This window comes from Methanomicrobium sp. W14 (assembly GCF_017875315.1).
Taxonomy (GTDB): domain Archaea; phylum Halobacteriota; class Methanomicrobia; order Methanomicrobiales; family Methanomicrobiaceae; genus Methanomicrobium.
Genome location: NZ_JAGGMM010000003.1, coordinates 1 through 21,133, shown reverse-complemented (window position 1 = coordinate 21,133; position 21,133 = coordinate 1). Strand labels below are relative to the sequence as shown.

20 protein-coding genes are annotated in these 21,133 nt (G+C 38.5%); 17 read left to right on the top strand and 3 right to left on the bottom strand.

The window, feature by feature from the left end; all coding sequences use genetic code 11:
- Positions 1–129 precede the first annotated feature (129 nt).
- Positions 130–1,404, top strand: coding sequence for a serpin family protein (locus J2128_RS09435; protein ID WP_245323592.1), 1,275 nt, complete (start codon positions 130–132; stop codon positions 1,402–1,404).
- An 80-nt stretch (positions 1,405–1,484) separates the two neighbouring features.
- On the opposite strand, the gene J2128_RS09430 is transcribed toward J2128_RS09435, so the two are convergent.
- From J2128_RS09430 to J2128_RS09420, 3 genes are read right to left on the bottom strand one after another with little or no spacing between them, the layout of a single operon-like run.
- Positions 1,485–2,957 (bottom strand): NEW3 domain-containing protein, encoded by a 1,473-nt coding sequence (locus J2128_RS09430; RefSeq protein ID WP_209690942.1) that lies wholly within the window; start codon positions 2,955–2,957, stop codon positions 1,485–1,487.
- Complete coding sequence (locus tag J2128_RS09425) at positions 2,954–3,799, bottom strand: winged helix-turn-helix transcriptional regulator (RefSeq protein ID WP_209690940.1); 846 nt, start codon at positions 3,797–3,799, stop codon at positions 2,954–2,956. Before J2128_RS09425 ends, J2128_RS09430 begins: the two co-directional genes overlap by 4 nt.
- Before the next feature lie 55 nt (positions 3,800–3,854).
- On the bottom strand, positions 3,855–4,325 hold the full coding sequence (locus tag J2128_RS09420; protein WP_209690938.1) for a peptidase domain-containing protein: 471 nt from the start codon (positions 4,323–4,325) through the stop codon (positions 3,855–3,857).
- Between the two features lie 1,070 nt (positions 4,326–5,395).
- Here J2128_RS09420 and J2128_RS09415 point away from each other — a divergent pair.
- The 16 genes from J2128_RS09415 to J2128_RS09340 form a co-directional block, all read left to right on the top strand.
- Positions 5,396–5,779, top strand: coding sequence for a hypothetical protein (locus tag J2128_RS09415; RefSeq protein ID WP_209690936.1), 384 nt, complete (start codon positions 5,396–5,398; stop codon positions 5,777–5,779).
- Positions 5,780–5,818: 39 nt separating this feature from the next.
- On the top strand, positions 5,819–6,895 hold the full coding sequence (locus tag J2128_RS09410) for a hypothetical protein (RefSeq protein WP_209690934.1): 1,077 nt from the start codon (positions 5,819–5,821) through the stop codon (positions 6,893–6,895).
- 40 nt (positions 6,896–6,935) lie between these two features.
- Positions 6,936–7,844, top strand: coding sequence for an ABC transporter ATP-binding protein (locus J2128_RS09405; RefSeq protein ID WP_209690932.1), 909 nt, complete (start codon positions 6,936–6,938; stop codon positions 7,842–7,844).
- A gap of 1 nt (position 7,845) precedes the next feature.
- Positions 7,846–8,844, top strand: a complete 999-nt coding sequence (locus J2128_RS09400) for an ABC transporter permease subunit (RefSeq protein ID WP_209690930.1) — start codon at positions 7,846–7,848, stop codon at positions 8,842–8,844.
- Positions 8,845–8,862: 18 nt separating this feature from the next.
- A complete protein-coding gene (locus tag J2128_RS09395) occupies positions 8,863–9,900 on the top strand; it encodes an ABC transporter permease subunit (RefSeq protein WP_209690928.1) in 1,038 nt (345 codons plus the stop codon).
- A gap of 1,018 nt (positions 9,901–10,918) precedes the next feature.
- Complete coding sequence (locus J2128_RS09390; RefSeq protein ID WP_209690927.1) at positions 10,919–11,755, top strand: winged helix-turn-helix transcriptional regulator; 837 nt, start codon at positions 10,919–10,921, stop codon at positions 11,753–11,755.
- Positions 11,756–12,281: 526 nt separating this feature from the next.
- Positions 12,282–12,671, top strand: a complete 390-nt coding sequence (locus J2128_RS09385; protein WP_209690925.1) for a hypothetical protein — start codon at positions 12,282–12,284, stop codon at positions 12,669–12,671.
- A 203-nt stretch (positions 12,672–12,874) separates the two neighbouring features.
- Positions 12,875–13,918, top strand: coding sequence for a hypothetical protein (locus tag J2128_RS09380; RefSeq protein WP_348632403.1), 1,044 nt, complete (start codon positions 12,875–12,877; stop codon positions 13,916–13,918).
- Between the two features lie 121 nt (positions 13,919–14,039).
- Positions 14,040–14,369 (top strand): hypothetical protein, encoded by a 330-nt coding sequence (locus J2128_RS09375; protein ID WP_209690923.1) that lies wholly within the window; start codon positions 14,040–14,042, stop codon positions 14,367–14,369.
- Positions 14,347–15,000: a PepSY domain-containing protein gene (locus J2128_RS09370; RefSeq protein ID WP_209690921.1), complete on the top strand. Its 654-nt coding sequence runs from the start codon at positions 14,347–14,349 to the stop codon at positions 14,998–15,000. The genes J2128_RS09375 and J2128_RS09370 overlap by 23 nt, the downstream gene beginning before the upstream one ends.
- Positions 15,001–15,146: 146 nt before the next feature.
- Complete coding sequence (locus J2128_RS09365) at positions 15,147–16,196, top strand: hypothetical protein (RefSeq protein ID WP_209690919.1); 1,050 nt, start codon at positions 15,147–15,149, stop codon at positions 16,194–16,196.
- Positions 16,197–16,435: 239 nt separating this feature from the next.
- Positions 16,436–17,341, top strand: a complete 906-nt coding sequence (locus J2128_RS09360) for an ABC transporter ATP-binding protein (RefSeq protein ID WP_245323587.1) — start codon at positions 16,436–16,438, stop codon at positions 17,339–17,341.
- Positions 17,342–17,344: 3 nt separating this feature from the next.
- Positions 17,345–18,358, top strand: coding sequence for an ABC transporter permease subunit (locus J2128_RS09355; protein ID WP_209690915.1), 1,014 nt, complete (start codon positions 17,345–17,347; stop codon positions 18,356–18,358).
- 13 nt (positions 18,359–18,371) lie between these two features.
- Positions 18,372–19,376: an ABC transporter permease gene (locus J2128_RS09350; RefSeq protein ID WP_209690913.1), complete on the top strand. Its 1,005-nt coding sequence runs from the start codon at positions 18,372–18,374 to the stop codon at positions 19,374–19,376.
- Between the two features lie 167 nt (positions 19,377–19,543).
- Entirely contained in the window at positions 19,544–20,647 is a 1,104-nt protein-coding gene (locus J2128_RS09345; RefSeq protein ID WP_209690911.1) for a hypothetical protein, read from the top strand.
- Between the two features lie 39 nt (positions 20,648–20,686).
- A partial coding sequence (locus J2128_RS09340; protein ID WP_209690909.1) for an ABC transporter ATP-binding protein occupies positions 20,687–21,133 on the top strand: 447 nt, incomplete at its 3' end.

The window sequence follows — 21,133 nt, the reverse complement described above, 5'->3', positions numbered from 1 at the left end:
GTCAAAGATTTGTGATATGATTTTGTTTTTTCGTTATAGCTGCAATAATTTTCGAAGTCAACGCCTGTATTTAATATTGTCTTCACCTATGGTTTAGTCATGATCAGAAAAATCCGTTTAATTCCTGTTATGGGAATTCTTGTTATCCTCTGTGTGATTTTTGCGGGGTGTACGTCTTCGCAGACACCTGCGGACAACGCTACCGGTGCAGGCGTTACACAGACGCCCGGGGAAACACAGAATCCTGTATCCGCTGATGAACCGGTAAAAGCGGTTTTGAGTGCGAACAATAATTTTGCTCTCTCTCTTTACAGGACGCTTTCGGGTGAGAATTCAGTCGATACGAACCTTTTCTTCTCGCCGTATTCGATATCCTCGGTCTTTGCCCTTGTCTATGAAGGCGCAAAAGGTGATACCGCCAGCCAGATCTCTTCCGCCTTTTACTTCCCCGAAAACACTGCCACTTTAAGAGAAGGCTACAAAGAGATGAACTCTGCACTTAATTCAGGAAATGAAGGGTATGATTTGAGCACGGCAAATGCTCTTTGGGCGGAAAAGACCTATCCTTTCCTTGAAAGCTACATAAATACTGCAGAAGATTACTATTCCGCGAACACTACAAACCTTGACTTCGTAAACCGGCCTGAAGAGTCCAGGACAGAGATAAACGACTGGACTTCCGGAAAAACGAACGGAAAAATTACCGATCTTATACCTGAAGGTATGATAGACCCGTCAACGATGCTTGTAATCACGAATGCGATATATTTCAAGGGTGAATGGGTAAAACAGTTCGACAAAAACGAAACCTTGAAATCAGACTTTACGACTGCATCCGGAAAGACCGTTTCCGTTGACATGATGAAAAGAACTGATGAAAATGCGATATTCGGCTATAACGAGACTGATTCATTGCAGGTCCTGAAGATGCCTTATTCGGGAGAAAACGGCAAAAACCTTTCAATGCTTGTCCTTTTACCGAAGAATAATTCACTCGGGGCAGCTGAGGATGTACTTAATTCAGGTTCACTGGAAAATATCGCAGGCTTGATTGAAGAACAGCAGGTAAAGGTATTTTTCCCCAAATTTAAGCTTGAAACTGAGTATTCTCTTCCACAGACTCTTAAAAAAATGGGTATTACCGATGCGTTCACTTCAGGTGCGGACCTGTCGGGTATGGACGGCAGTAAATACCTTTTTGTAAGTGATGCTGTCCACAAGGCGTATATTGACGTAAACGAGGAAGGGACAGAGGCTGCTGCGGCAACTGCCGCAGTAGTTAACGAAAAATTTGTTGAGAATACTGTACCTGTCTTTGATGCAGACCACCCGTTTATATTCGTGATACAGGACGATGAGACCGGCAGTATTCTCTTCATTGGAAGGCTTTGTAATCCTGAATAAAAAGGAAAAAATTCCGGATTTTTTTTCTAATTTTTTGGCGTTCCTCTAAAAAAAAGTAATATATTGCCGGTTTTAGTTTTTTATCTTCTTTCGTACTTCCTGTACATATAATATACTCCCCCTGCAACAATCAGAATCATAATTATCCCGAATACTCCTATCATTGAGTTCTCCTTGACTGTGACCCTGATGCTGTCCGAGACTTCATTCTGGTCAGACGTTATTTTTACGGTTATCTTGTATTCCGATGCCGCGATGTTTGACGGTGGGACTACCTTGAGAGTTACCGTGTCCTTACTGCCGGGCTCTATTGCAGGAATAGTTTCAGGTGATATTGTGACTTTCCAGCCTTCGGGCGTTGTGACATTGGTTATTACGTTTGTCAGTGCAACGCCGTTGCCGTTGTTCAGTATTTTTATCGGTATATTGACTGTATCGCCTTTGGTGATCTCATACAGGTACTTTTCGGAGAATACCTCAAGGTCGGCGCTTCCCTTGATTGTCGCTTTAAGGTCAGTTTTGTATTCGGTTTTGTCAGATGAGATTATATCAGAGTTGAACTCGTAGCTTCCTTTTGTGACCGAGTACGGTGGTATTACCTCCATGTATACCGTTTTTTCGTCTCCTGCCTTTATGAAGACTTCGGAGACTTCACTGTTTGCATCAGAGCTTTCCTTGTACCTTGCGTACCACCCGTCGGGCATGTCGCTGTAAGAAAGAGTGAATGTGTCGTCGCTTTTTCCTACGTTCATCAGTTTAATCTCGTATAGTGGCTTATCCCCAATCGGTGACGTCACAACCGGAGTCTTGACGTCGATGTCAAGACCGTAGTTCTTCCTTTCAAGCATAACTTTTTCCAGGTCTTCAGTGTATCCGCTCTGGATATTTACGTCATCAATTGTTCTGTTGAGGTAACCGTTCTTTTCGACAAGCAGGCTGTATGTCCCCTGGTCAAGTTCGGTTCTTACCTGCCCGTCCGATGTCGAAAAGACCTGTGTATCAAATGCCGTGTTTTCATTGCAGATGGCAGAGACTTTTGCTCCTTTGATATCTTCGCCCTGTTCGTTTACCACTTCCAGTTTCAGGACACCATTTTCCCCTGCGTGCGTCTTGTCTATTATTACATAGAGCCAGATGCTCCCGTCATCCATGCTGACCCTTATCTGGTATGTGTCTACAGGGGTGTCTCCGGCGGTCTTCACTTCAAGGTTTACAGTTTCTGACTCCCCTTCAGGAAGCGAAAGTCTGTCTATCTGCTGATCGCCGGTCATAAATTTGAATTTCCAGTTCTCTTCACCTCTGAATGAGTCGACGCGAAGTCTCCTTGAATTAGAATTCCCGCCGTTATTCTTTATTGTAAGGCTGAAGGTTACGTTTTCCCCGGCGTCAACTATTTGTCCGGGGTACCTGCACGAGATTTGGATGTCTGATGTAGACCCTGTGCTGCTGCTGTCATCCGATGACCCTGCGACAGGACAGATTATTCCGCTTACCAGTACAAGTGCGGCAAGAATACCGCAGATAATAAATTTTTTAGTGAATATTCGTTTCATTTTGTTTCTCCTGCTTCTTCTGCTGCTGTCTGCAACGGTTCAGTGCAGTTAATGAGTTTTTCTTCATATCCTGGTTCAGGGAGACTCCTGTTGAGATAAAATCTGGTGTTTCTTCCCGTTTTTACTGAATAAATGTATCCTGAATCCCTGAGCCTTTTCATATGCCATGATACGGAAGGCCCTTTTATGCCCATTGCTTCGGCAAGCTGTTTTCTTGTAATCCCCGGTCTTGACCCGAGAACCTCAAGGATCTGTTTGTCTGTTGCGTTTTTTTGGACAAGCGACATTTTCATCTCGGAAATCGTGTATGTGTCGTTGTTTTTGAAATATCCTGTATGACCGTTTTCGGAGAACGGTCTTACAGCCCCGTATGAGACCAGTACTCCCATGTGATATTTTGCCTTTGTTTTGGTGATAGAAAGTGCCTTTACGATTTCCGAAAAACTAATGCCCGGATTTTTCTTTATAATCTCAAAAATCTCTTTGCGGGCCTTGTTCTGAAAAATATTCTTTCTGTTGATGCTTTTGTATCCTAAAAGTAATATTGAACCTGAAGCTATAACTATCTCTAAGAGAGTAATGGTTATATCGCCAAAAAAGGGAATTTTTTCAGATATTAAAGTATTCAGAATCATCTGAGGCGATGTATTCCAAAGGTCTACTTCTTTGCTGTCGCTGACCTCTCTTCCTGAAAGATTTTCATTATATGCCGATGTTACAATATATCCGTTTCTTATCTGTATTATTTTGTCATCTGCACAGGTGTGGCAGGAAAATAATATTGTGATACACAAGAGGTATATTAAGATAAGCACTTTGACTTTTACCGGGAAAAAATTCATTTTGCAACTCTTCATCGACATATAAGAAATAATTAAATTTAAAATAATAAAACTTTTATTCGATTGTAACTTTCCAGTTGTAATGTTCTGTTCCTGATACTGAAAAACCTTTTACTTTACTACTCCACAAACCCTTTTCAAGCCCGGAATTCTTGTAAATCTGTATAACTATTTTCCCGTCTATTCTGCCGTCTGATGAATCATGATAGAACCCAAGACTTGTGTACGGTGTCCGAATTAAAAGTCCTAAATCATTTTCGGAATCTTTCCACTCCAGCTCATATGTTATTTCATTTTTACCGGAGCTGACATAGTCATTGTAATAGTTGGTTTGTCCGTTTTTGATTGAGTGCAAAGAAGATGCCAGGCTGTCCATTGAAATCATTGTGCCCGGACTTTTGATAATGTCGTCACCTGTCCTTATGATGTACCCTGACTTGTCCTGGATTATCTCTGCACTTGCTGTGCATGTCAGAAAAAGCAGTGCCAGGATGGAAATTGCTATAATCCGTGAATAATAATTCATATTACTTAATATATTGTCTGATTATAGAAACCTCTTACGCCACAATCCTCTACACGTTTTTTTTGATTAAATAGAACTACTTAATTTCTTTTTTAGACCCGCTGCAACCGCAAAGGATCATTAGTCTCTAATCAGGTATGTTAATAATATATTTTGAAAAACAGTCAATTTATTGTTAAAATGTGCGAATTGCTGATTATATCCCGGTGCGCTTTTTTATAGCACTTCTGCATCTTTGCTTTTATTGCTTTTATGCATGAGGCATACTTTACGCTGCAGAATATTTTTGCAGACTGATATCCCTGTTAAAATCCGTCTCTTTTCTGGTTTAACAAAGTTATATTGTTAAATAAATTTTGATGCATTGAGTGTTTTTACGGTCCTGAAAAATATTTTTTGTCAGTGTATTCTATAACAACAGTTAAATGTTTCTTTCAATTCAAAAACGTGTAGAGAGTTGTGCAAAAAAAGGTTTATATGAATACTCAAAAGATTATATCCGGGGACAACGGGAGAGAAAAATAAAGGGTCACAGACCTGATATTTTTGTCCTGCTGCCTGAAGAGAAGAACGAAATTCCATAAAAAAGCCAAAGTAAACAGATTGTGATTTCATCCTTTCCTTCTGCCTTCCGTGGAAAAGCCTTTCCATTGAAAGACCCCGTGAAAGGGGGGTTTAAAGAACTGCGAACCTTTAATACCTTAAGTTTGGAATTAAAGTTTATGCAGTCTGCGTGAAATCATCCGGATTTAACCGCCCCTTTTAAAATGCATGCTCACCAGTTGCAGAATATGAATATGCAGAAATTCAAACGGCTTTCTACATAGCAAGACACAAAAACTGAAAGAGCAGAGAATGTAGGATTTCATCTGAAATTCACGGATTAAATTGATGAAAATACGATGGATAAATGCAGAAGCAAATTGATTGCTGATTAGAAAACCGGAATCTTAAGAATAAAACCAAAAAAGTAAAATTAAAAATCCGGATTAAAGGCCGGATTTAAATTAGAATCTAAAAAAGCAAAGAACAATCAAAAAAACCAAAAAATTGAGAAAGGAGAAGAAAATATGAAAAAATTCAATTCAAAAAAGCTTGGCATCTTTCTCGGAGTAATGCTTCTTGCGGGTGCCATGGTCGTTGGGCCTGCCAGTGCAGATCTGAGTGCATCTGGGCATATTGATCAATATAAGAATCATATTTCTTATGATGGGAGGGGTGATTCGAATAATGGTCATTCGAGTATAACTGTAACTTTAACGTTAACACGTGACGGTTCATTTGTTAATGAAGTTACAGGTTATAACCCCTCTTCACCAATTCCTGCCCATTATGCTAAGGCAAGTGGAAAATATTATAACTATCCTTCAGGCACTTACAGAAATGTGATCGAAACCACGGCGACAGGTCCTAAAGAATCTGATAGTGCTGTTTACGTACTTAGAGTACGTTAAAACTTATCCTTTTTTTAGAATGTCATGAGGATAACTAAAATGAAAATAAGACTTATTATGATTCTTTTATTTACAATTCTTGAATTAATCTTATGTTCTGGTTGCGTAAATTCTTCAGGTAATGGGAATAATATTAGTGTTGATGATTCTGTTAACTGTAATGAAACTTTTGTGTCTCAGGAGCGGGTAAATGATTCTCCCGAAGGCTCTCATGCTGAATATATGAATTTATCACAAAATTTCACTTTGCCAGACAAAACAATGGAACTTATAAAAACATTATTCCCACAAATAATTTCTGAAACAATTCAGAATCCTGAGTATGTTTCCAGTGATATCGTTCCTGGTAAGATTTATCTTTGTTATGATAACGTAATGTCAGTTGATGGCAGCAGATATGATATTGAATTTGATCCCGAGACTTACGATATTACATACTGTGGTATTGTGTCGGCTATAAAATACAAAAAAGCTGAAAAAAATGTCTCATTTGATGGTGCAAAGGAAATTGCATCAGATTTCCTGAAAGTTCTGGTTTCTAACAGTTCTGAAAATTACCTTGAAGGTTACCTTAACAGCTCGGTTTATGAATATTATACTGATGCCCAAAGAAATGATACTGCCTGCGGAATTGGCTTAACGTACACAAGAGTTATCAGGGGTGTTAGATGTTTTGAAAGCTCTATACAAATGGAAGTAGATTCTATCACAGGTAATGTTGTAATTTTTTATGAATATTGGCCTGATTTGGCTAATTATGAGTTTTCATCTTCAAATCCTGACTATTCACTTGCGTATGCTAAGGAACTTTCTGAGTCAACCATTAATGAAAAATATCCTGCTCAAATTAAAAGTTATGAATATAAGCCTTTTCATGGAGGTTCAAATGAAATTGAGCCTTTGTGGTATGATGACGAACTTCCTTTGAAGTATGAAAAAGGAAAGCCAATAGATCTTGTATGGGTATTTTATTTAAAAGTAAATTCTAATCCCGGATATAAATCTGAGAACAGTTGGAATGTAGATGAAATAAGTGCTCATTCAGGTGAGATATACAACCTGTTCTATAAAGATATCAAGATCTTTGATGGGGAAAAGTATGGAATCAGCTTGTAATCAAGTATTTTTCGTTAATATTGTTAAATGTGGATAAATCATGATAGAAACAGTAGACCTGACTAAAGAGTACAACGGTGTAAAGGCAGTAGACAATTTAAACCTTAAAGTTGACGAAGGAGAAATATTCGGATTTTTAGGCCCGAACGGTGCGGGCAAAAGTACAACCATTCTGATGCTCACCGGAATGATTGAGCCTACATCAGGAGTATGCACTGTCGACGGGGTGGATGTTGCAAGAAATCCACTGAAAGCAAAAGAGTTAATCGGCTACCTTCCGGAAGACGTCGGATTTTACGGCAACCTTACCGCCGGGCAGAACCTCGATTATTTCGGGCAGTTTTACGGCATGAGCAGTGAAGAAAGAAAGGACCGTATCGAATATCTTCTGGACCTTGTAAGGCTTAACGGAGTAACCCAGACAGTCGGGGGCTATTCCCGCGGAATGAACCAGCGCCTTGGTCTTGCGCAGGCTCTTTTAAACGATCCAAAGGTTGTAATTCTCGATGAACCGACTGCAAATCTCGATCCTGAAGGAGTGGCGCAGTTCAGGAATATAATAAGACACCTGTCTGAAGAAGGAAAGACCATCTTTATCTGCTCCCATATTCTCTCTGAGATAAGGCAGCTCTGCAAAACCGTAGGTATTCTGTCCCAGGGAAAACTCGTTGCACGGGGGACTGTTTTGGATGTAGAAAATCAGCTTATATCCTTAAGCAACTCGACAATGAAAATAATCATAGAAACGGAAGGAAAAATTCCTGAGATTAAGCATCCTGATATTATCGATATGAAAATAACGGAAAACCGGGCCGAAATTACTGTAAATAAAGATATCCGGCGGGAAATATCTTCCCAGCTAAAGGATTCGTGCCCTGAAATTCTTGAAATGTATCTTCAAAAACCTGAACTTGAAGAGCTGTTCCTGAAAGTCTACAAGAGGGAATAACATGCAGTTGAACAGGCTCTTTGTAGTGGGGAAAAAGGAATTTTTTGATCATATCACAGGCAAAAAATTTTTAATTCTGCTTTTGATGCTTGGTCTGGTAGTTGGGGTAGGGACAATTCATGGTATTACAAGTTATAACGAGAACCTTGATCAATACAAATCTGGATATTTTTTTGGAGATCAGCCATCTCCGGTCAATGTATTTGTCAAAATTGTAGATACTATAGGTTATTACGGATTCGGAGCAATTATTGGAATAGCACTTGGATTTGATCTGATTTCAGGTGAAAGGGAGGGAAAGTCCTTAAAATCCCTTTTATCCCATCCTGTCTACCGTGACGAGATAATAAACGGAAAAGCACTTGGAGGAATTCTTGCACTTTTCATCGCAACCGTGGCGGTATTTTTTTTGGCGTATGCTATTCTTCTGATGGATGGAATTGTTCCTGACTTTAACGGAACTGAACGTATCGTTGTTATGGTGCTCTTTACTCTTTTTTACCTCATTGGAAATTTTTCCCTTGCTCTTATGGCTTCAGTCATTGCCAAAAACAGCAGTTCAGCACTGATAATCTCGATGCTGATACTTTTCGTACTTGCTTTTCTTCTTCCTTATGCGGGTACAAATGTTGTCAGTTATGTTGTTTTGGGAGAAGAACCTGCAACTTTGTATTCTGAGGACGAATCCTCAATGTCATATGAGGAGATTGAATGGCATGACAACCAGATTCGTGATTATGAGAAAAACAGTCTGTTTATACATGATGTTCTTAGTTTGTTCTCTATTAGTCTGGATTATTCTAATATTTGCTATCAACTGACAGAGCCCCAGGATTATATTTCAAATAGCTACGAAGAAGATTCCAGTAGAGTAACAGGAGATATTCCGATAATGAATTCTTTAAGCAGCTCCCTGGCAAACATAATTTTTCTGTTAGTATATCCGTTTGTGTTTTTTGGAATAGCCTATGTTAAATTTATGAGAACGGATTTGAGGTAACAAAGGGAGGTGAAAAATATGTCAATAGAAAGGGTTTTAATCGTCGGGAAAAAAGAATTTGCAGATATTATTACAGGCAGAAGATTTTTTGCCCTTCTCGTAATGCTTTTGATAATCACCGGGACATGCGTAATTAGTGAATCAGTGGGCTATTATGATGAACTTAAAGCTTATTCAAGTTCCGGAAGCACGGTTATGGATGAAAGCGGAGCAATCCACTATGGCGAAGCAGCATACAAACCTTCGGCAATAAACCTGTTTTTTGGTATTGCTAATGCTCTGACATCCTATATTTTCGGTCCTTTGATTGCAATAGCAATGGGTTTTGATGCCATTACAAGAGAGAGGGAAACAGGGTCTATAAAGTCAGTCCTTTCGCATCCTCTCTACAGGGATGAACTGATTAACGGAAAAGCGCTTGGAGGCATCCTGTCCATAGGAGTTGCAACGGCGGTTGTTTTTATTCTCACGTTTTCAATTCTTCTGGTAATGGGAATTGTTCCTTCATTTTCTGAATCGGGTTCATTAATTGTATTATTTATATTTACACTCTTTTACCTTGCAGGAGTTTACTCTATGTCTTTGATGGCGTCGGTATTCTCAAAAAAAGGCAAAACAGCACTTGTATATTCATTGGTTTTGTTCTTGGCATTTTCATATATGGCGCCTGCACTGGGCCCGTCAGTAATAAGTACAATTCTTGGACCTGAACCGGACAGCATTTATACTGCGAATTATTATGACAACGAGGAGCTCCTGCAGGAAGTAAATAATTATTATTCTGCTGAAACTGCTATGAAGGGGATTGTTTTACAGCTTTCGATGAGTACTAATTACCAGTATATAGGTTCTGGGGTGACTAAAACCACTTTGTTCTGGAATATGAATACTGCCGGAGCCCATGATCAGTATGGTATGTTGGATTACTCATCTATGGGAATAGGTTTGAGTGATGTTCTTGAAAAGGTCTGGGGGAATATAATTTTTCTTTTTGTGTATCCGGTTGTTTTCTTTGGGATAGCCTATGTGAAGTTTATGAGAATGGATTTGAGATAATATATATAAATCTTTTTTTTGTTTTGTCAAGCTAATCACTTTGATAAAATATTAAAAAGTAATAATAATTATATATATCATATTTCTTTATAAATATTTTAATTGTTCACGCTATAAGCCTTTTAAATCAATAATGCAATTAATTTTAGAAATAACAGTTTTGAATATATTTTGGATTCTCTTCCTGTGGTCTCTGCCAGTTTTTTGCCGTCTTTACTGCGATTTCATATGATCTCACCATAGCAGAGTGTTTTTGGAGTCCTGAAGTATTTTTTATCTTTATCTTCTTTCGATATAGTTAAATGTCTTTCTCAATACAAAAAAACGTGTAGAGAGTTGTGCAAAAAAAGGTTTAAATGAATACTCTAAAGGTATATCCGGGGACAACGGGAGAGAAAAATAATGGCCGCAGACCTGACATTTTTTGTCCTGTTGCCTGAAGAAAAGAACGAAATTCCATAAAAAGCCAAAGTATTCAGATTGCAATTTCATCCTTTCCTTCTGTCTTCAATGGAGATACCCTTTCCATCGAAAGACACCATAAAAGGGGGGGCTTAAAAGAACTGCGAATCTTTAAGACTTTTGAAGAGAGTCTGAAATGAAAGTTTATGCAGTCTGCGTGAAATCATCCGGATTTAAACGCCCCTTTTAAAATTGCATGATCACCAGAAACACAAGATAACCTTCCGTTGCGTGATTAATGATAAAAAAGATTTCATCATGCAGATATCAGCATCAAATCAATACCGCAGGTTATGGAAATACTGTCAAAACAGCCCGCTTATGAAAGGCTGCTCCGGTATTCCTGATTTCCATGTCGTTCTGCCGTGAGCTCATAATCAGAATATTGATCTTTTCCATAAAAGCTTCCGGCAGGATGGACACGGGCAAATGATGCCCGGTGGATATTGTCAGCTTGAATGTATCTGCTGTCTGGCAAGGTCACGCCTAAACAGGCAATGCGGGGGCAGATAGTCGCCCCCTTGTGCAATTGAAAAACTGCAACTGAGGTATGATTATGTTTACCGAATTTAAAAGAGGCATTCCGGCAATAATTGTATTTGCCGCAGGCGGCGTTTTGTATGGAGCTTTTGTCGCCGGCAGTTTTTGTCATGCCGTGAATTTGCCTGAATCATCAAATTTTCTTTCAAATAGTGCCTTTGAATCTTATCTTTTTTATATGGCTGAAGCGGTTTCAGGAATAATTCCGGAATGTGCCAGGTGTTGCAACTGTATTCATGGTTCATTTTTTTTGGGATCTGATCTGCTTTGTAACCCGGCTTTGTCTTCAGGATTTTTCTTTCCATTTGTCGTTTTTCCGTGTTTAAGGGTGAAAAATACCGGCTGGAAAAATATTCCTGACAATGATAAGAGAACGGATGTCTACAATTATATAAAGGAAAACCCGGGCATATATTTCAGCGAAATATACCGTGTATCGGGGCTGAACAAAGGCACTGTGGAGTATCACTTAAAAGTGCTTGAGTCCGAGGGACTTATAAATACTCTTAGTGCAAACGGCAGACTTCATTATTTCGCCAGCAATTCCAGTTATTCAAAAGATGAAAAAAATCTAATTCTGATACTAAAAAACGGTATCCTCAGAAGTATTCTCGAGGTAATCTATAGAAACCCTGGCATCAACAACAAAGGAATTGCCGAAGATTTGGGGTATTCGGAATCTACTGTCAGCAGGCATCTCAACTGCCTTAAGGACTGCGGGATAGTCAGGCCGCACACCAGTGGATGGTTTGTTATGTACGATATTGACGATGAATACCATGAAAGGATAAAACAGTTTTTTTATTCAGAGTCTTTCAGCTCTTTGGACAATGATAAAAAACTAAATTACTGAAAAAACAATTACTTAATAAAAAAACCACAAAATAGAGTAACTGAATAAACAGTCAAAGGTCAAAGAAACTGCGCATTGCAAAATTTTCTCCACCCTATTTTTTGAGCATATAAAATTCAGGGAAATAATGCATGAATTCCTTAAATCTCCTGGGAATATCATTTTTTTGAGTAAATATTTTTAAAAGATTTTCAGGCGTTTTTTCCGGTATATATCGTTTATGGGACAAAGTGCGAATTAATTCGCATTTTGTCTTAGAAATAATATATATATCCAAATTATATTGCTAGTTTGAGGATAACCCCGAATGATTTGCCGTCAGATATAAATGGTCCTGGTAAAAACCCGGAAAAATTATTCAGATATTCTGACCTGAAAAATCTTTCAGGTGCATTGATTTGAAAAATTTCCGGTTGCCTGCCATTTATCTCAGGTATAATATGAATTCCCGTGTTCTCTTCACAAAAAAAGAAAAGTATAAAAATTTGACAGGGGGTAAAAAATGAAAAACCCAGGTTTTGGAAAAGTGGCACTAACGTGCCTGGTACTGCTTGCGGCAGCAGCGGTATTTGCATCGCCAGTGAGTGCACATACTCATACAACACATTGGGGGGCATATGACGTAACATCAGAAGGAGACTGGATCAGCAGTAGTTCCAATGACTGTTTCCAGGCTCTTGGAAAAGTAGAGCATATCAATGGAAATGATGTAAATGAAATTGATATAACTCTTGAAGTTAAAGGGCACCTTCATATGCCTTTTGGACCATGGTCAAAAAAAGTTTACAACAGCTGGGTGGCAAGTAACGGTTATAGGACTTATGAGTACTTTGACCACCCTAGGCAAAAACACTCTATCAGAACATCATTTACGGCTTCTGACGGAGGATATGGTTATTCTGTATGCACAATATAAACGCATGAAAATTTAATGTACCGGACTTTTTATGTCCGGTCATTTTTTTAAATTAGATTAACTTTCTATACTACTCAAATTTTAAGTTTTAATCAATTTGCACTTTGTCAGAGAAATAAAATATATTATTGAATTTTATATCTAAATGTGGTAAAATGAGTTATTCTAATATGAGAATGAAGGAAAAAAACATTTTTATATCTGTGGTTTTGGCTTTATTTCTTATTATAATAGCAGTACTGGTTTCAGGATGCACCTCTGCAGAGGATAGTAAACCTGCAACAGAAACACAGGCAATTCAGTCCACTGAAGAAGTGAGTTCTGCAAATGATACAGAAAGTTCGTCCCTGAAAGTTCCCTGGCCTCAGGAACCCTGGCCTCCTCTGGATGAAAATCCGGTTCCGCCTTCGTACAGTGGTGAAAAAATGGATTCGGCAGTTAAAGAAGCGAAACAGGAAATAATGAGGCTTTTTCCGGATATCGATGAAAGTACTCTTGATAACGTTTCATGGGGGTATAATGGCTATAATAGTTACCAGATGCCTGTTTTAGTATTTAGTAATGTTATGGAGCCATACGGCGGAAAGGATACTGCTGTTGAGATTCGGTATGACCCTGAAAGAAAGATAGTGTGTTCGTATACGCTTCAGAACGGAGTTTTTTGTCAGGATAGTGACAAGACTATTATATCCCGGGACGAAGCCAAAGAGCATGCACTTGAATTTTACAAAAAAGCTAATGCTAATGAGTATGAGTATCACAAAGACGACTTTGTAACTGTATTCAACGACGAAAATGACCCCCAGCTTTATGATGCGGATATTACCACGAAGTATAAAGGGATAATCTATTCTTTCGATAATTCAGGTGTCGGTTATGACCTTAGGTATGACAGAGTATGGAACTATTACAATGGTCAGGGAAGTCACGATATTATGTCGCAGATAACTACTTTGTCGCCTACACCTGATATTACAATTGACGAAGCCAAAGAGATTCTTGAAAAATATCTCAAGGATAAAAATGACGGTGAAGAAGTTTCTATTGAATATTGCCCACGTTATGAATATGATTCTTTTCCTAATCTCATGTGGGACGACAATACTGTTATGGATAATTGTTTGGAAGACGGCTATATTGTCAGGCCTTTCAAACTGGTCTGGGAACTTCCATATACGACCTCTAATGGGAGAATGCATTATGGAATAATTGACGCTCATACCGGTGATGTTCTTTATGTGCTGTGAATTGTTAGAATCACAATACTTTTTTTAGAAAAATCGATCAGTTCGTACTTTGTCCGATAAAGTGGATATATTATAAAATTATATTTTTTCTGCGATTATTTGAGTCAGATGTGAATATATCATGGAAAAATCAGAATTGATGCACATTTTACTTTTATTGGTGTCTATTGTGGGAATTGTATTTGTTGGAGGATGTACATCCACGGTAGACAACAACAGTCCTACAACAGAAACACCAACAGTTCAGTCAACAGATGAACTGAGTCCTGCTAATTATACGGGAAGTCCCTCTTTGATGAAAGTCACTTGGCCCCAAGATGAGAATACTGCTTTAACTTACAGTGATGAAGAAAAGCAGTCTCTTATTAATGAAGCAAAACAGGAGATATTAAGATTACTGCCAGATGTTGATAAAAATACTCTTGATAATGTTTCTTGGGAAAGCCAATAATTATAATACTTATTTATCTCCAGTTATTGTATTCTCGGGAGTTCTGGAAAATTATGGTGCAGGAAAGAGAACTGTTGAAATAAATTATGATCCTGAGAGAAAAATGATCTGCAAGTATGTACCTGGCGGTGGTACGTTTTGGAGGGCTGGTGGTGAGATTGTTGTATCAGAGGAAGAGGCCAAAGAACGTGCAGTTGAGTTTTATAAAAAATTTATTGGAGATGAATACAATGATCATGAAAATGACATTATAAGTGTACGTGATTACGGTGATATAAGTAAGGTATTTTGTTACGTAGATATAAATACGGTCTATAAAGGAGTAGTTTATTCGTATGACAGCACAAGAGTAGTATATGGCATGAGGTATGACAGGGTCAGGGATTACATAAATCATCAGGGAAATTATGATATCATGTCACAGATTACTACATTGTCACCGAATCCCGGTGTTACAATTGAAGAAGCAAAACAGATCCTTAAAGATTACTCTGATGTTGATATTCAGGATGGTTACGTAAGAAGCCCTTTGAGACTTGTCTGGGAACTCCCGTTTATTAAAAAAGACGACAATAAAATGCATTATATAACAATTGATGCCCATACCGGTGAAATTATTTTTTACGAATAAGACAATATTTCTATGAAAATGAAAATCCAGCTGATCTTTCATATTTTTTAAAGAATTTAATCAGTTCGCATTCTGTCAGATAAATCGTATGTATCATGGAGTTGTATTCTCATATAAATAATCCTGAATAAGAAGTGAAAAACACCATGACTAAATCAAAACTAATTTTTCTTTTCTTTTTGTCCTCACTTGTTGTTGGACTGATTTTTACTTCAGGATGCACCTCTGCAGAGGATAGTAAACCTGCAACAGAAACACAGGCAATTCAGTCCACTGAAGAAGTGAGTTCTGCAAATGATACAGAAAGTTCGTCCCTGAAAGTTCCCTGGCCTCAGGATGAAAATCCGGTTCCGCCTTCGTACAGTGATGAAGAAATGGATTCGGCAGTTAAAGAAGCGAAACAGGAAATAATGAGACTTTTTCCGGATATCGATGAAAGTACTCTTGATAACGTTTCATGGGGGCATAATGCCTATAATAGTTACTATATCCCTGTTTTAGTATTTAGTAATGTTATGGAGCCATACGGCGGAAAGGATACTGCTGTTGAGATTCGGTATGACCCTGAAAGAAAGATAGTGTGTTCGTATACGCTTCAGAACGGAGTTTTTTGTCAGGATAGTGACAAGACTATTATATCCCGTGACGAAGCCAAAGAGCATGCACTTGAATTTTACAAAAAAGCTAATGCTAATGAGTATGAGTATCACAAAGACGACTTTGTAACTGTATTCAACGACGAAAATGACCCCCAGCTTTATGATGCGGATATTATCACGAAGTATAAAGGGATAATCTATTCTTCCGATAGTGCAGATGTCGGTTATGACCTTAGGTATGACAGAGTATGGGACTATTACAATGGTCAGGGAAGTCACGATATTATGTCGCAGATAACTACTTTGTCGCCTACACCTGATATTACAATTGACGAAGCCAAAGAGATTCTTGAAAAATATCTCAAGGATAAAAATGACGGTGAAGAAGTTTCTATTGAATATTGCCCACGTTATGAATATGATTCTTTTCCTAATCTCATGTGGGACGATAATACTGTTATGGATAATTGTTTTGAAGACGGCTATATTGTCAGGCCTTTCAAACTGGTCTGGGAACTTCCATATACGACCTCTAATGGGAGAATGCATTATGGAATAATTGATGCTCATACCGGTGATGTTCTTTATGTGCAGTGAATTGTTAGAATCATAATACTTTTTTTAGAAAAATCGATCAGTTCGTACTTTGTCCGAGAAATTGTATATAAGATTGAGTTATACATTTCCCTGAATTAAACCCAGATTATCATGACGGGGCAATTCAGAGGATAATTTCAAATATTACGGCAGGCTCATGCATCCGGCTGTTTACTGTTAGTTATTCATGCAGGAAAATACAGGGAATTGAGTGAGATCTAATGATAAAAACAGAAAATTTGACCAAAGAATATAACGGAAAAAAAGCTGTTGACAATTTAAACCTTGAGGTTGGCGACGGAGAGGTTTTCGGCTTTCTGGGCCCTAACGGTGCCGGAAAGAGCACAACAATCCTGATGCTTGCCGGAATGATTGAGCCTACCTCCGGGAGCTGCACGGTTGACGGTATCAATGTCGCCTTAGACCCGCTTAAGGGAAAGGAGATTTTAGGTTATCTTCCGGAAGACGTCGGTTTCTACAGAAATCTGACGGGGTATGAAAATCTCGATTACCTGGGAAAGTTCTACCCTATTACGAAAAGTGAAAGGGAGGAGAGAATCGAGACCCTTTTAAAGAGTGTGAGGCTAAACGACGTCCCGCAGAAGGTAGGCGAATACTCCCGCGGAATGAACCAGAGACTTGGACTTGCACTGGCCCTTTTAAACGACCCGAAAGTAATAATTCTTGACGAACCGACTGCAAACCTTGACCCTGAGGGTGTGTTAAGATACCGTGAAATCATAAAAGAGCTTGAAAAAGAAAAAAAAACGATTCTTATCTGCTCGCATGTCTTATCGGAAGTAAGGGCAGTCTGCAACACTCTCGGTATAATTTCTCAGGGAAAGCTTGTTGCAAGAGGGTCTGTTGAGGAGGTCGAGGACGAACTGATTGTACAGAGCAATACCCCTCAGAAAGTTGTAATAAAATCAATCAATCCTGACGTATACGGTTTTGTTGAATCAATCTCAAATCCTGAAATCCTCGGTGTCGACAGGACTGAAAACGGCGTTGAAATCCGGGTTAAAAAGGATATCAGAGAGGAGATAGCAAAAGAGCTTGACGGGAACTACTGCGGTATAACCGAGATGTACCTTGACAGACCGGGCCTTGAGGATTTGTTCCTGAAAGTCTACAGGAGGGAATAAATAGTGGATTTTCACCGCCTTAAGGTAATATCCCAAAAGGAATTTTCAGATCACATAAAAAGCAGGCGTTTTTTGTTTCTTCTGGTTATCTTTTGTCTTGTTCTTGGAATTGAGGCGACAAGTGGTGTCAGCTCATACAACACGGCGCTTGAGAATTACAAAAACGGGGATTCAATGGAGATTTACCAGCCTTCAGCAGTAGAGGTTTTTTCGGACATAGTAAATTCTGTGGGAGGAAACGGTCTTGGAGTTATAATCGGGCTTGCCCTGGGTTTTGACCTGATATCAGGTGAAAGAGAGAAGAGGTCGCTGAAGACAATTCTTTCAAGGCCCGTCTATCGTGACGAACTTATAAACGGCAAGGCACTTGGAGGGCTTTTTGCAATTGCGATAATTACGTTAATCAGCTTTATAGTAGTGTTTTCAGTGATGCTGATAATGGGAATCGTCCCGGATTTGGATGGTATTGCAGGAATTGGCATAATCTGGGTTTTGACTTTCCTTTTCATATCTGCTTTTTTTTCTCTTTCCCTTATGACTTCAGTAATTGCAAATACCAACAGTGGTTCTTTGCTGCTTTCTCTTGTAATAATTTTTATTTTGCTTCTTATCATTCCTATTGGAGGCGGAGAAATAGTAAGCCATTTACTGTTAGGACAGCCCCCGCAGGAACCTCCTTTCGGCTCAGTGTCCGATTCACAGTATTCAGAGTATCTGGAGCAGTCAGATGAGTACCATAAAGGAATCGAAGCCGTCAATGATTTTTTTGATGATTTTTCAATGAAAAGTGTTTATAATGACATAAGTATTCCTATCACATCACCTTCCAATTATGTGATGGGTAAAGTGGGATTTAGTGCGTTTTGTTCAGATCCTGATATTGCAGATTCCATTGAAAAGCCGGATTTCTGGACTGTAATTGAGGATAAATGGATAAAGATTATCGTATTTTTAATGTGGCCTGTTTTGTTCTTTGGAATTGCCTATGTTAAATTTATGAGGTCTGATTTGAGATAGGAGGACTTTTCTTATGGATTTTAGCAGGATTTTAAATATAGCCGGAAAAGAAGTACGCGATCATATAACCAGTTCACGCTTTATCGTCCTTTTATTTCTGATGATGACACTCTGTGCCGTGTACATGCTGAGAGATACCTGGGTTTATTTTGATGAGATTAGACAGTACAGCATTGATTCTTATTACCCTCTTGACTATCTTCCGTATAGTCTGAGCATATTCGAAGGTATCAGGGGAGCAATTGGCGGAAGTTCTATATTCGGGTCGATTATCGCGATAGCGCTTGGTTTTGATTTAATCACAAAAGAGCGTGAATCAGGTTCCATTAAAGCAATACTTTCGGTACCAATTTACAGGGACGAACTAATAAACGGCAAGGCACTTGGCGGAATTATTGTCCTTGTAGTTGCAACAACGATAGTTTTTGTGCTTGCTTTCGGAATTCTCCTTATATATTCAATAGTTCCTGAAATCTATGAACTAAGCTATATTTTCATGTTCTGGTTTTTCACGGTTCTGTATCTGTCGGGGATTTTTATAATGTCACTTATGCTGTCGACTTTTGCGAAATCAAGCGGGATGTCCCTGATAGCTTCACTTCTGGCACTGCTTATTCTTACAAGTGTCATATATACCGTCGGAAGCTCTCTGCCGGATTTTGTTCTCGGTCCTGACCCATCTGAAGAATACCAGAGCATGGAGGATTATGATCCTGATGCCTATTATGAACTGTCATCTGATTATTCCGCAAAAAAGGACATGATTATGGATATTACTGATTATTTCAGCCTGAATACAAATTATTTCATGATTGCAAAAGTTCTTACAAGACCACAGGATTCAAGGGAGAAATCTCCTGACTACTTCTCAACAGATGCGCAGGAATATGACCGGACGCTTCCGCCTGTCGGAGAAGCCCTCTCGTCTATGTGGGGTTACATCCTCTTTCTTATCGCGTACCCTGTTGTCTTCTTCGGAATCGCCTACGTGAAGTTTATGAGGCTTGATCTGAGGTGATTTTTCAAAATATTTTTTCAGGAGAAATAACGTGTAGAGGATTGTGGCGTAAGAAGTTTTGTCTTTTAATTTAAACCATATTTTCTGACTAGAAAAAAAGTTTTTAAAGCTTTTTAATCGGGAACTCGAAGTGAAATATTGGTTCATTGTTGTAAGTGGGAATAAATATGCTTGAATTAAAGGGAATTATACGAAAATTAGAGTTTGCCGTAATAATTGCAGTGATTCTGTTCTCATGCTTTTTTGCAGGTTGTGTAGACTCTTCAGGTAATGGGAATAATATTGGTGTTGATGATTCTGTTAACTGTAACGAAACTTTTGTGTCTCAGGAGCGGATAAACGATTCTCCCGAAGGCTCTCATGCTGAATATATGAATTTATCACAAAATTTTACTTTGCCTGACAAGACAAAAAGTCTTATTAAAGCACTTTTTCCAAAAATAATGGTTGGAACAATACAGAATCCAAAATATATTTCAAGTGCTGTCGTTCCAGATAAAAAGTATCTCTATTACAGTAATGTTGATTCAACGGATGATATGTCATATGAAATTGAATTTGATCCTAACACATATGACATTATATTTTGCAGTCTCATGTATTCACAGAAATCTAAAAAAGCTGAAAAAAAGATATCATTTGATGATGCAAAGAAAATATCATCAGATTTCCTGAAAGTGCTTGTTTCAAACAGCTCTGAGAATTACCTTGATGGTTATCTTAACAGCTCAGTTTACATTAATTACTTCAATACTGAAAGTAATGACAACAGTACTGCCTGTGGAGTTGATTTAACATATAATAGGGTTATCAACGGAGTTAGTTGTTTTGAGAGTACTATACAGATTGAAGTTGATTCTGTTACCGGGGATGTTATAAGCTTCTATGAATACTGGCCTGATCTGAGTGAATATAAATTTTCATCTCCTAATCCTGACTATTCACTTGAATATTCACAAGGACTTGCAGAGTCAACTATAAACGAAAAATATCCTGGCGAAGTTAAAAGTTATGGATATAAATCCGTTAATGGCAGTTCCGATGATATCAAACCATTGTGGTTTGACGATGAAATTCTTTTAAAATATGAAAAGGATAAGCCGATTGACTTAGTCTGGGTATTTTACCTGATTCCTGATTTAAATGCCGGATATTCTTGTGGCCAGAATCAGTACTTAGAGGAGATAAGCGCTCATACTGGTGAAATATATGCCTTATATTATAACGATATCCATATTTACTTTGGGGATAAATATTGGTCAAATTATTGATGGTAATATATATAATTTAATATTTTACGGAAGGTAAAAATGATAGAAACTATAGACCTGACGAAAGAGTACAACGGTGTAAAGGCTGTAGACAATTTAAACCTTAAAGTTGACGAAGGAGAAATATTCGGATTTTTAGGCCCGAACGGTGCGGGCAAAAGTACAACCATTCTGATGCTCACCGGAATGATTGAACCTACATCAGGAGTATGCACTGTCGACGGGGTGGATGTTGCAAGAAATCCACTGAAAGCAAAAGAGTTAATCGGCTACCTTCCGGAAGACGTCGGATTTTACGGCAACCTTACCGCCGGGCAGAACCTCGACTATTTCGGGCAGTTTTACGGCATGAATAGTAAAGAAAGAAAAGACCGTATCGAATATCTTCTGAACCTTGTAAGGCTTAACGGAGTAACCCAGACAGTCGGGGGCTATTCCCGCGGAATGAACCAGCGCCTTGGTCTTGCGCAGGCTCTTTTAAACGAT

Bases quoted from the DNA above. Each gene is read 5' to 3' on its own strand.
- J2128_RS09370 (WP_209690921.1), top strand. From the start codon at position 14,347: ATGTTTCTTGGGAAAGCCAATAATTATAATACTTATTTATCTCCAGTT.
- J2128_RS09435 (WP_245323592.1), top strand. From the start codon at position 130: ATGGGAATTCTTGTTATCCTCTGTGTGATTTTTGCGGGGTGTACGTCT.
- J2128_RS09420 (WP_209690938.1), bottom strand. From the start codon at position 4,325: ATGAATTATTATTCACGGATTATAGCAATTTCCATCCTGGCACTGCTT.
- J2128_RS09400 (WP_209690930.1), top strand. From the start codon at position 7,846: ATGCAGTTGAACAGGCTCTTTGTAGTGGGGAAAAAGGAATTTTTTGAT.
- J2128_RS09350 (WP_209690913.1), top strand. From the start codon at position 18,372: ATGGATTTTAGCAGGATTTTAAATATAGCCGGAAAAGAAGTACGCGAT.
- J2128_RS09390 (WP_209690927.1), top strand. From the start codon at position 10,919: ATGTTTACCGAATTTAAAAGAGGCATTCCGGCAATAATTGTATTTGCC.
- J2128_RS09375 (WP_209690923.1), top strand. From the start codon at position 14,040: ATGGAAAAATCAGAATTGATGCACATTTTACTTTTATTGGTGTCTATT.
- J2128_RS09410 (WP_209690934.1), top strand. From the start codon at position 5,819: ATGAAAATAAGACTTATTATGATTCTTTTATTTACAATTCTTGAATTA.
- J2128_RS09345 (WP_209690911.1), top strand. From the start codon at position 19,544: ATGCTTGAATTAAAGGGAATTATACGAAAATTAGAGTTTGCCGTAATA.
- J2128_RS09425 (WP_209690940.1), bottom strand. From the start codon at position 3,799: ATGAATTTTTTCCCGGTAAAAGTCAAAGTGCTTATCTTAATATACCTC.
- J2128_RS09395 (WP_209690928.1), top strand. From the start codon at position 8,863: ATGTCAATAGAAAGGGTTTTAATCGTCGGGAAAAAAGAATTTGCAGAT.
- J2128_RS09365 (WP_209690919.1), top strand. From the start codon at position 15,147: ATGACTAAATCAAAACTAATTTTTCTTTTCTTTTTGTCCTCACTTGTT.
- J2128_RS09430 (WP_209690942.1), bottom strand. From the start codon at position 2,957: ATGAAACGAATATTCACTAAAAAATTTATTATCTGCGGTATTCTTGCC.
- J2128_RS09415 (WP_209690936.1), top strand. From the start codon at position 5,396: ATGAAAAAATTCAATTCAAAAAAGCTTGGCATCTTTCTCGGAGTAATG.
- J2128_RS09405 (WP_209690932.1), top strand. From the start codon at position 6,936: ATGATAGAAACAGTAGACCTGACTAAAGAGTACAACGGTGTAAAGGCA.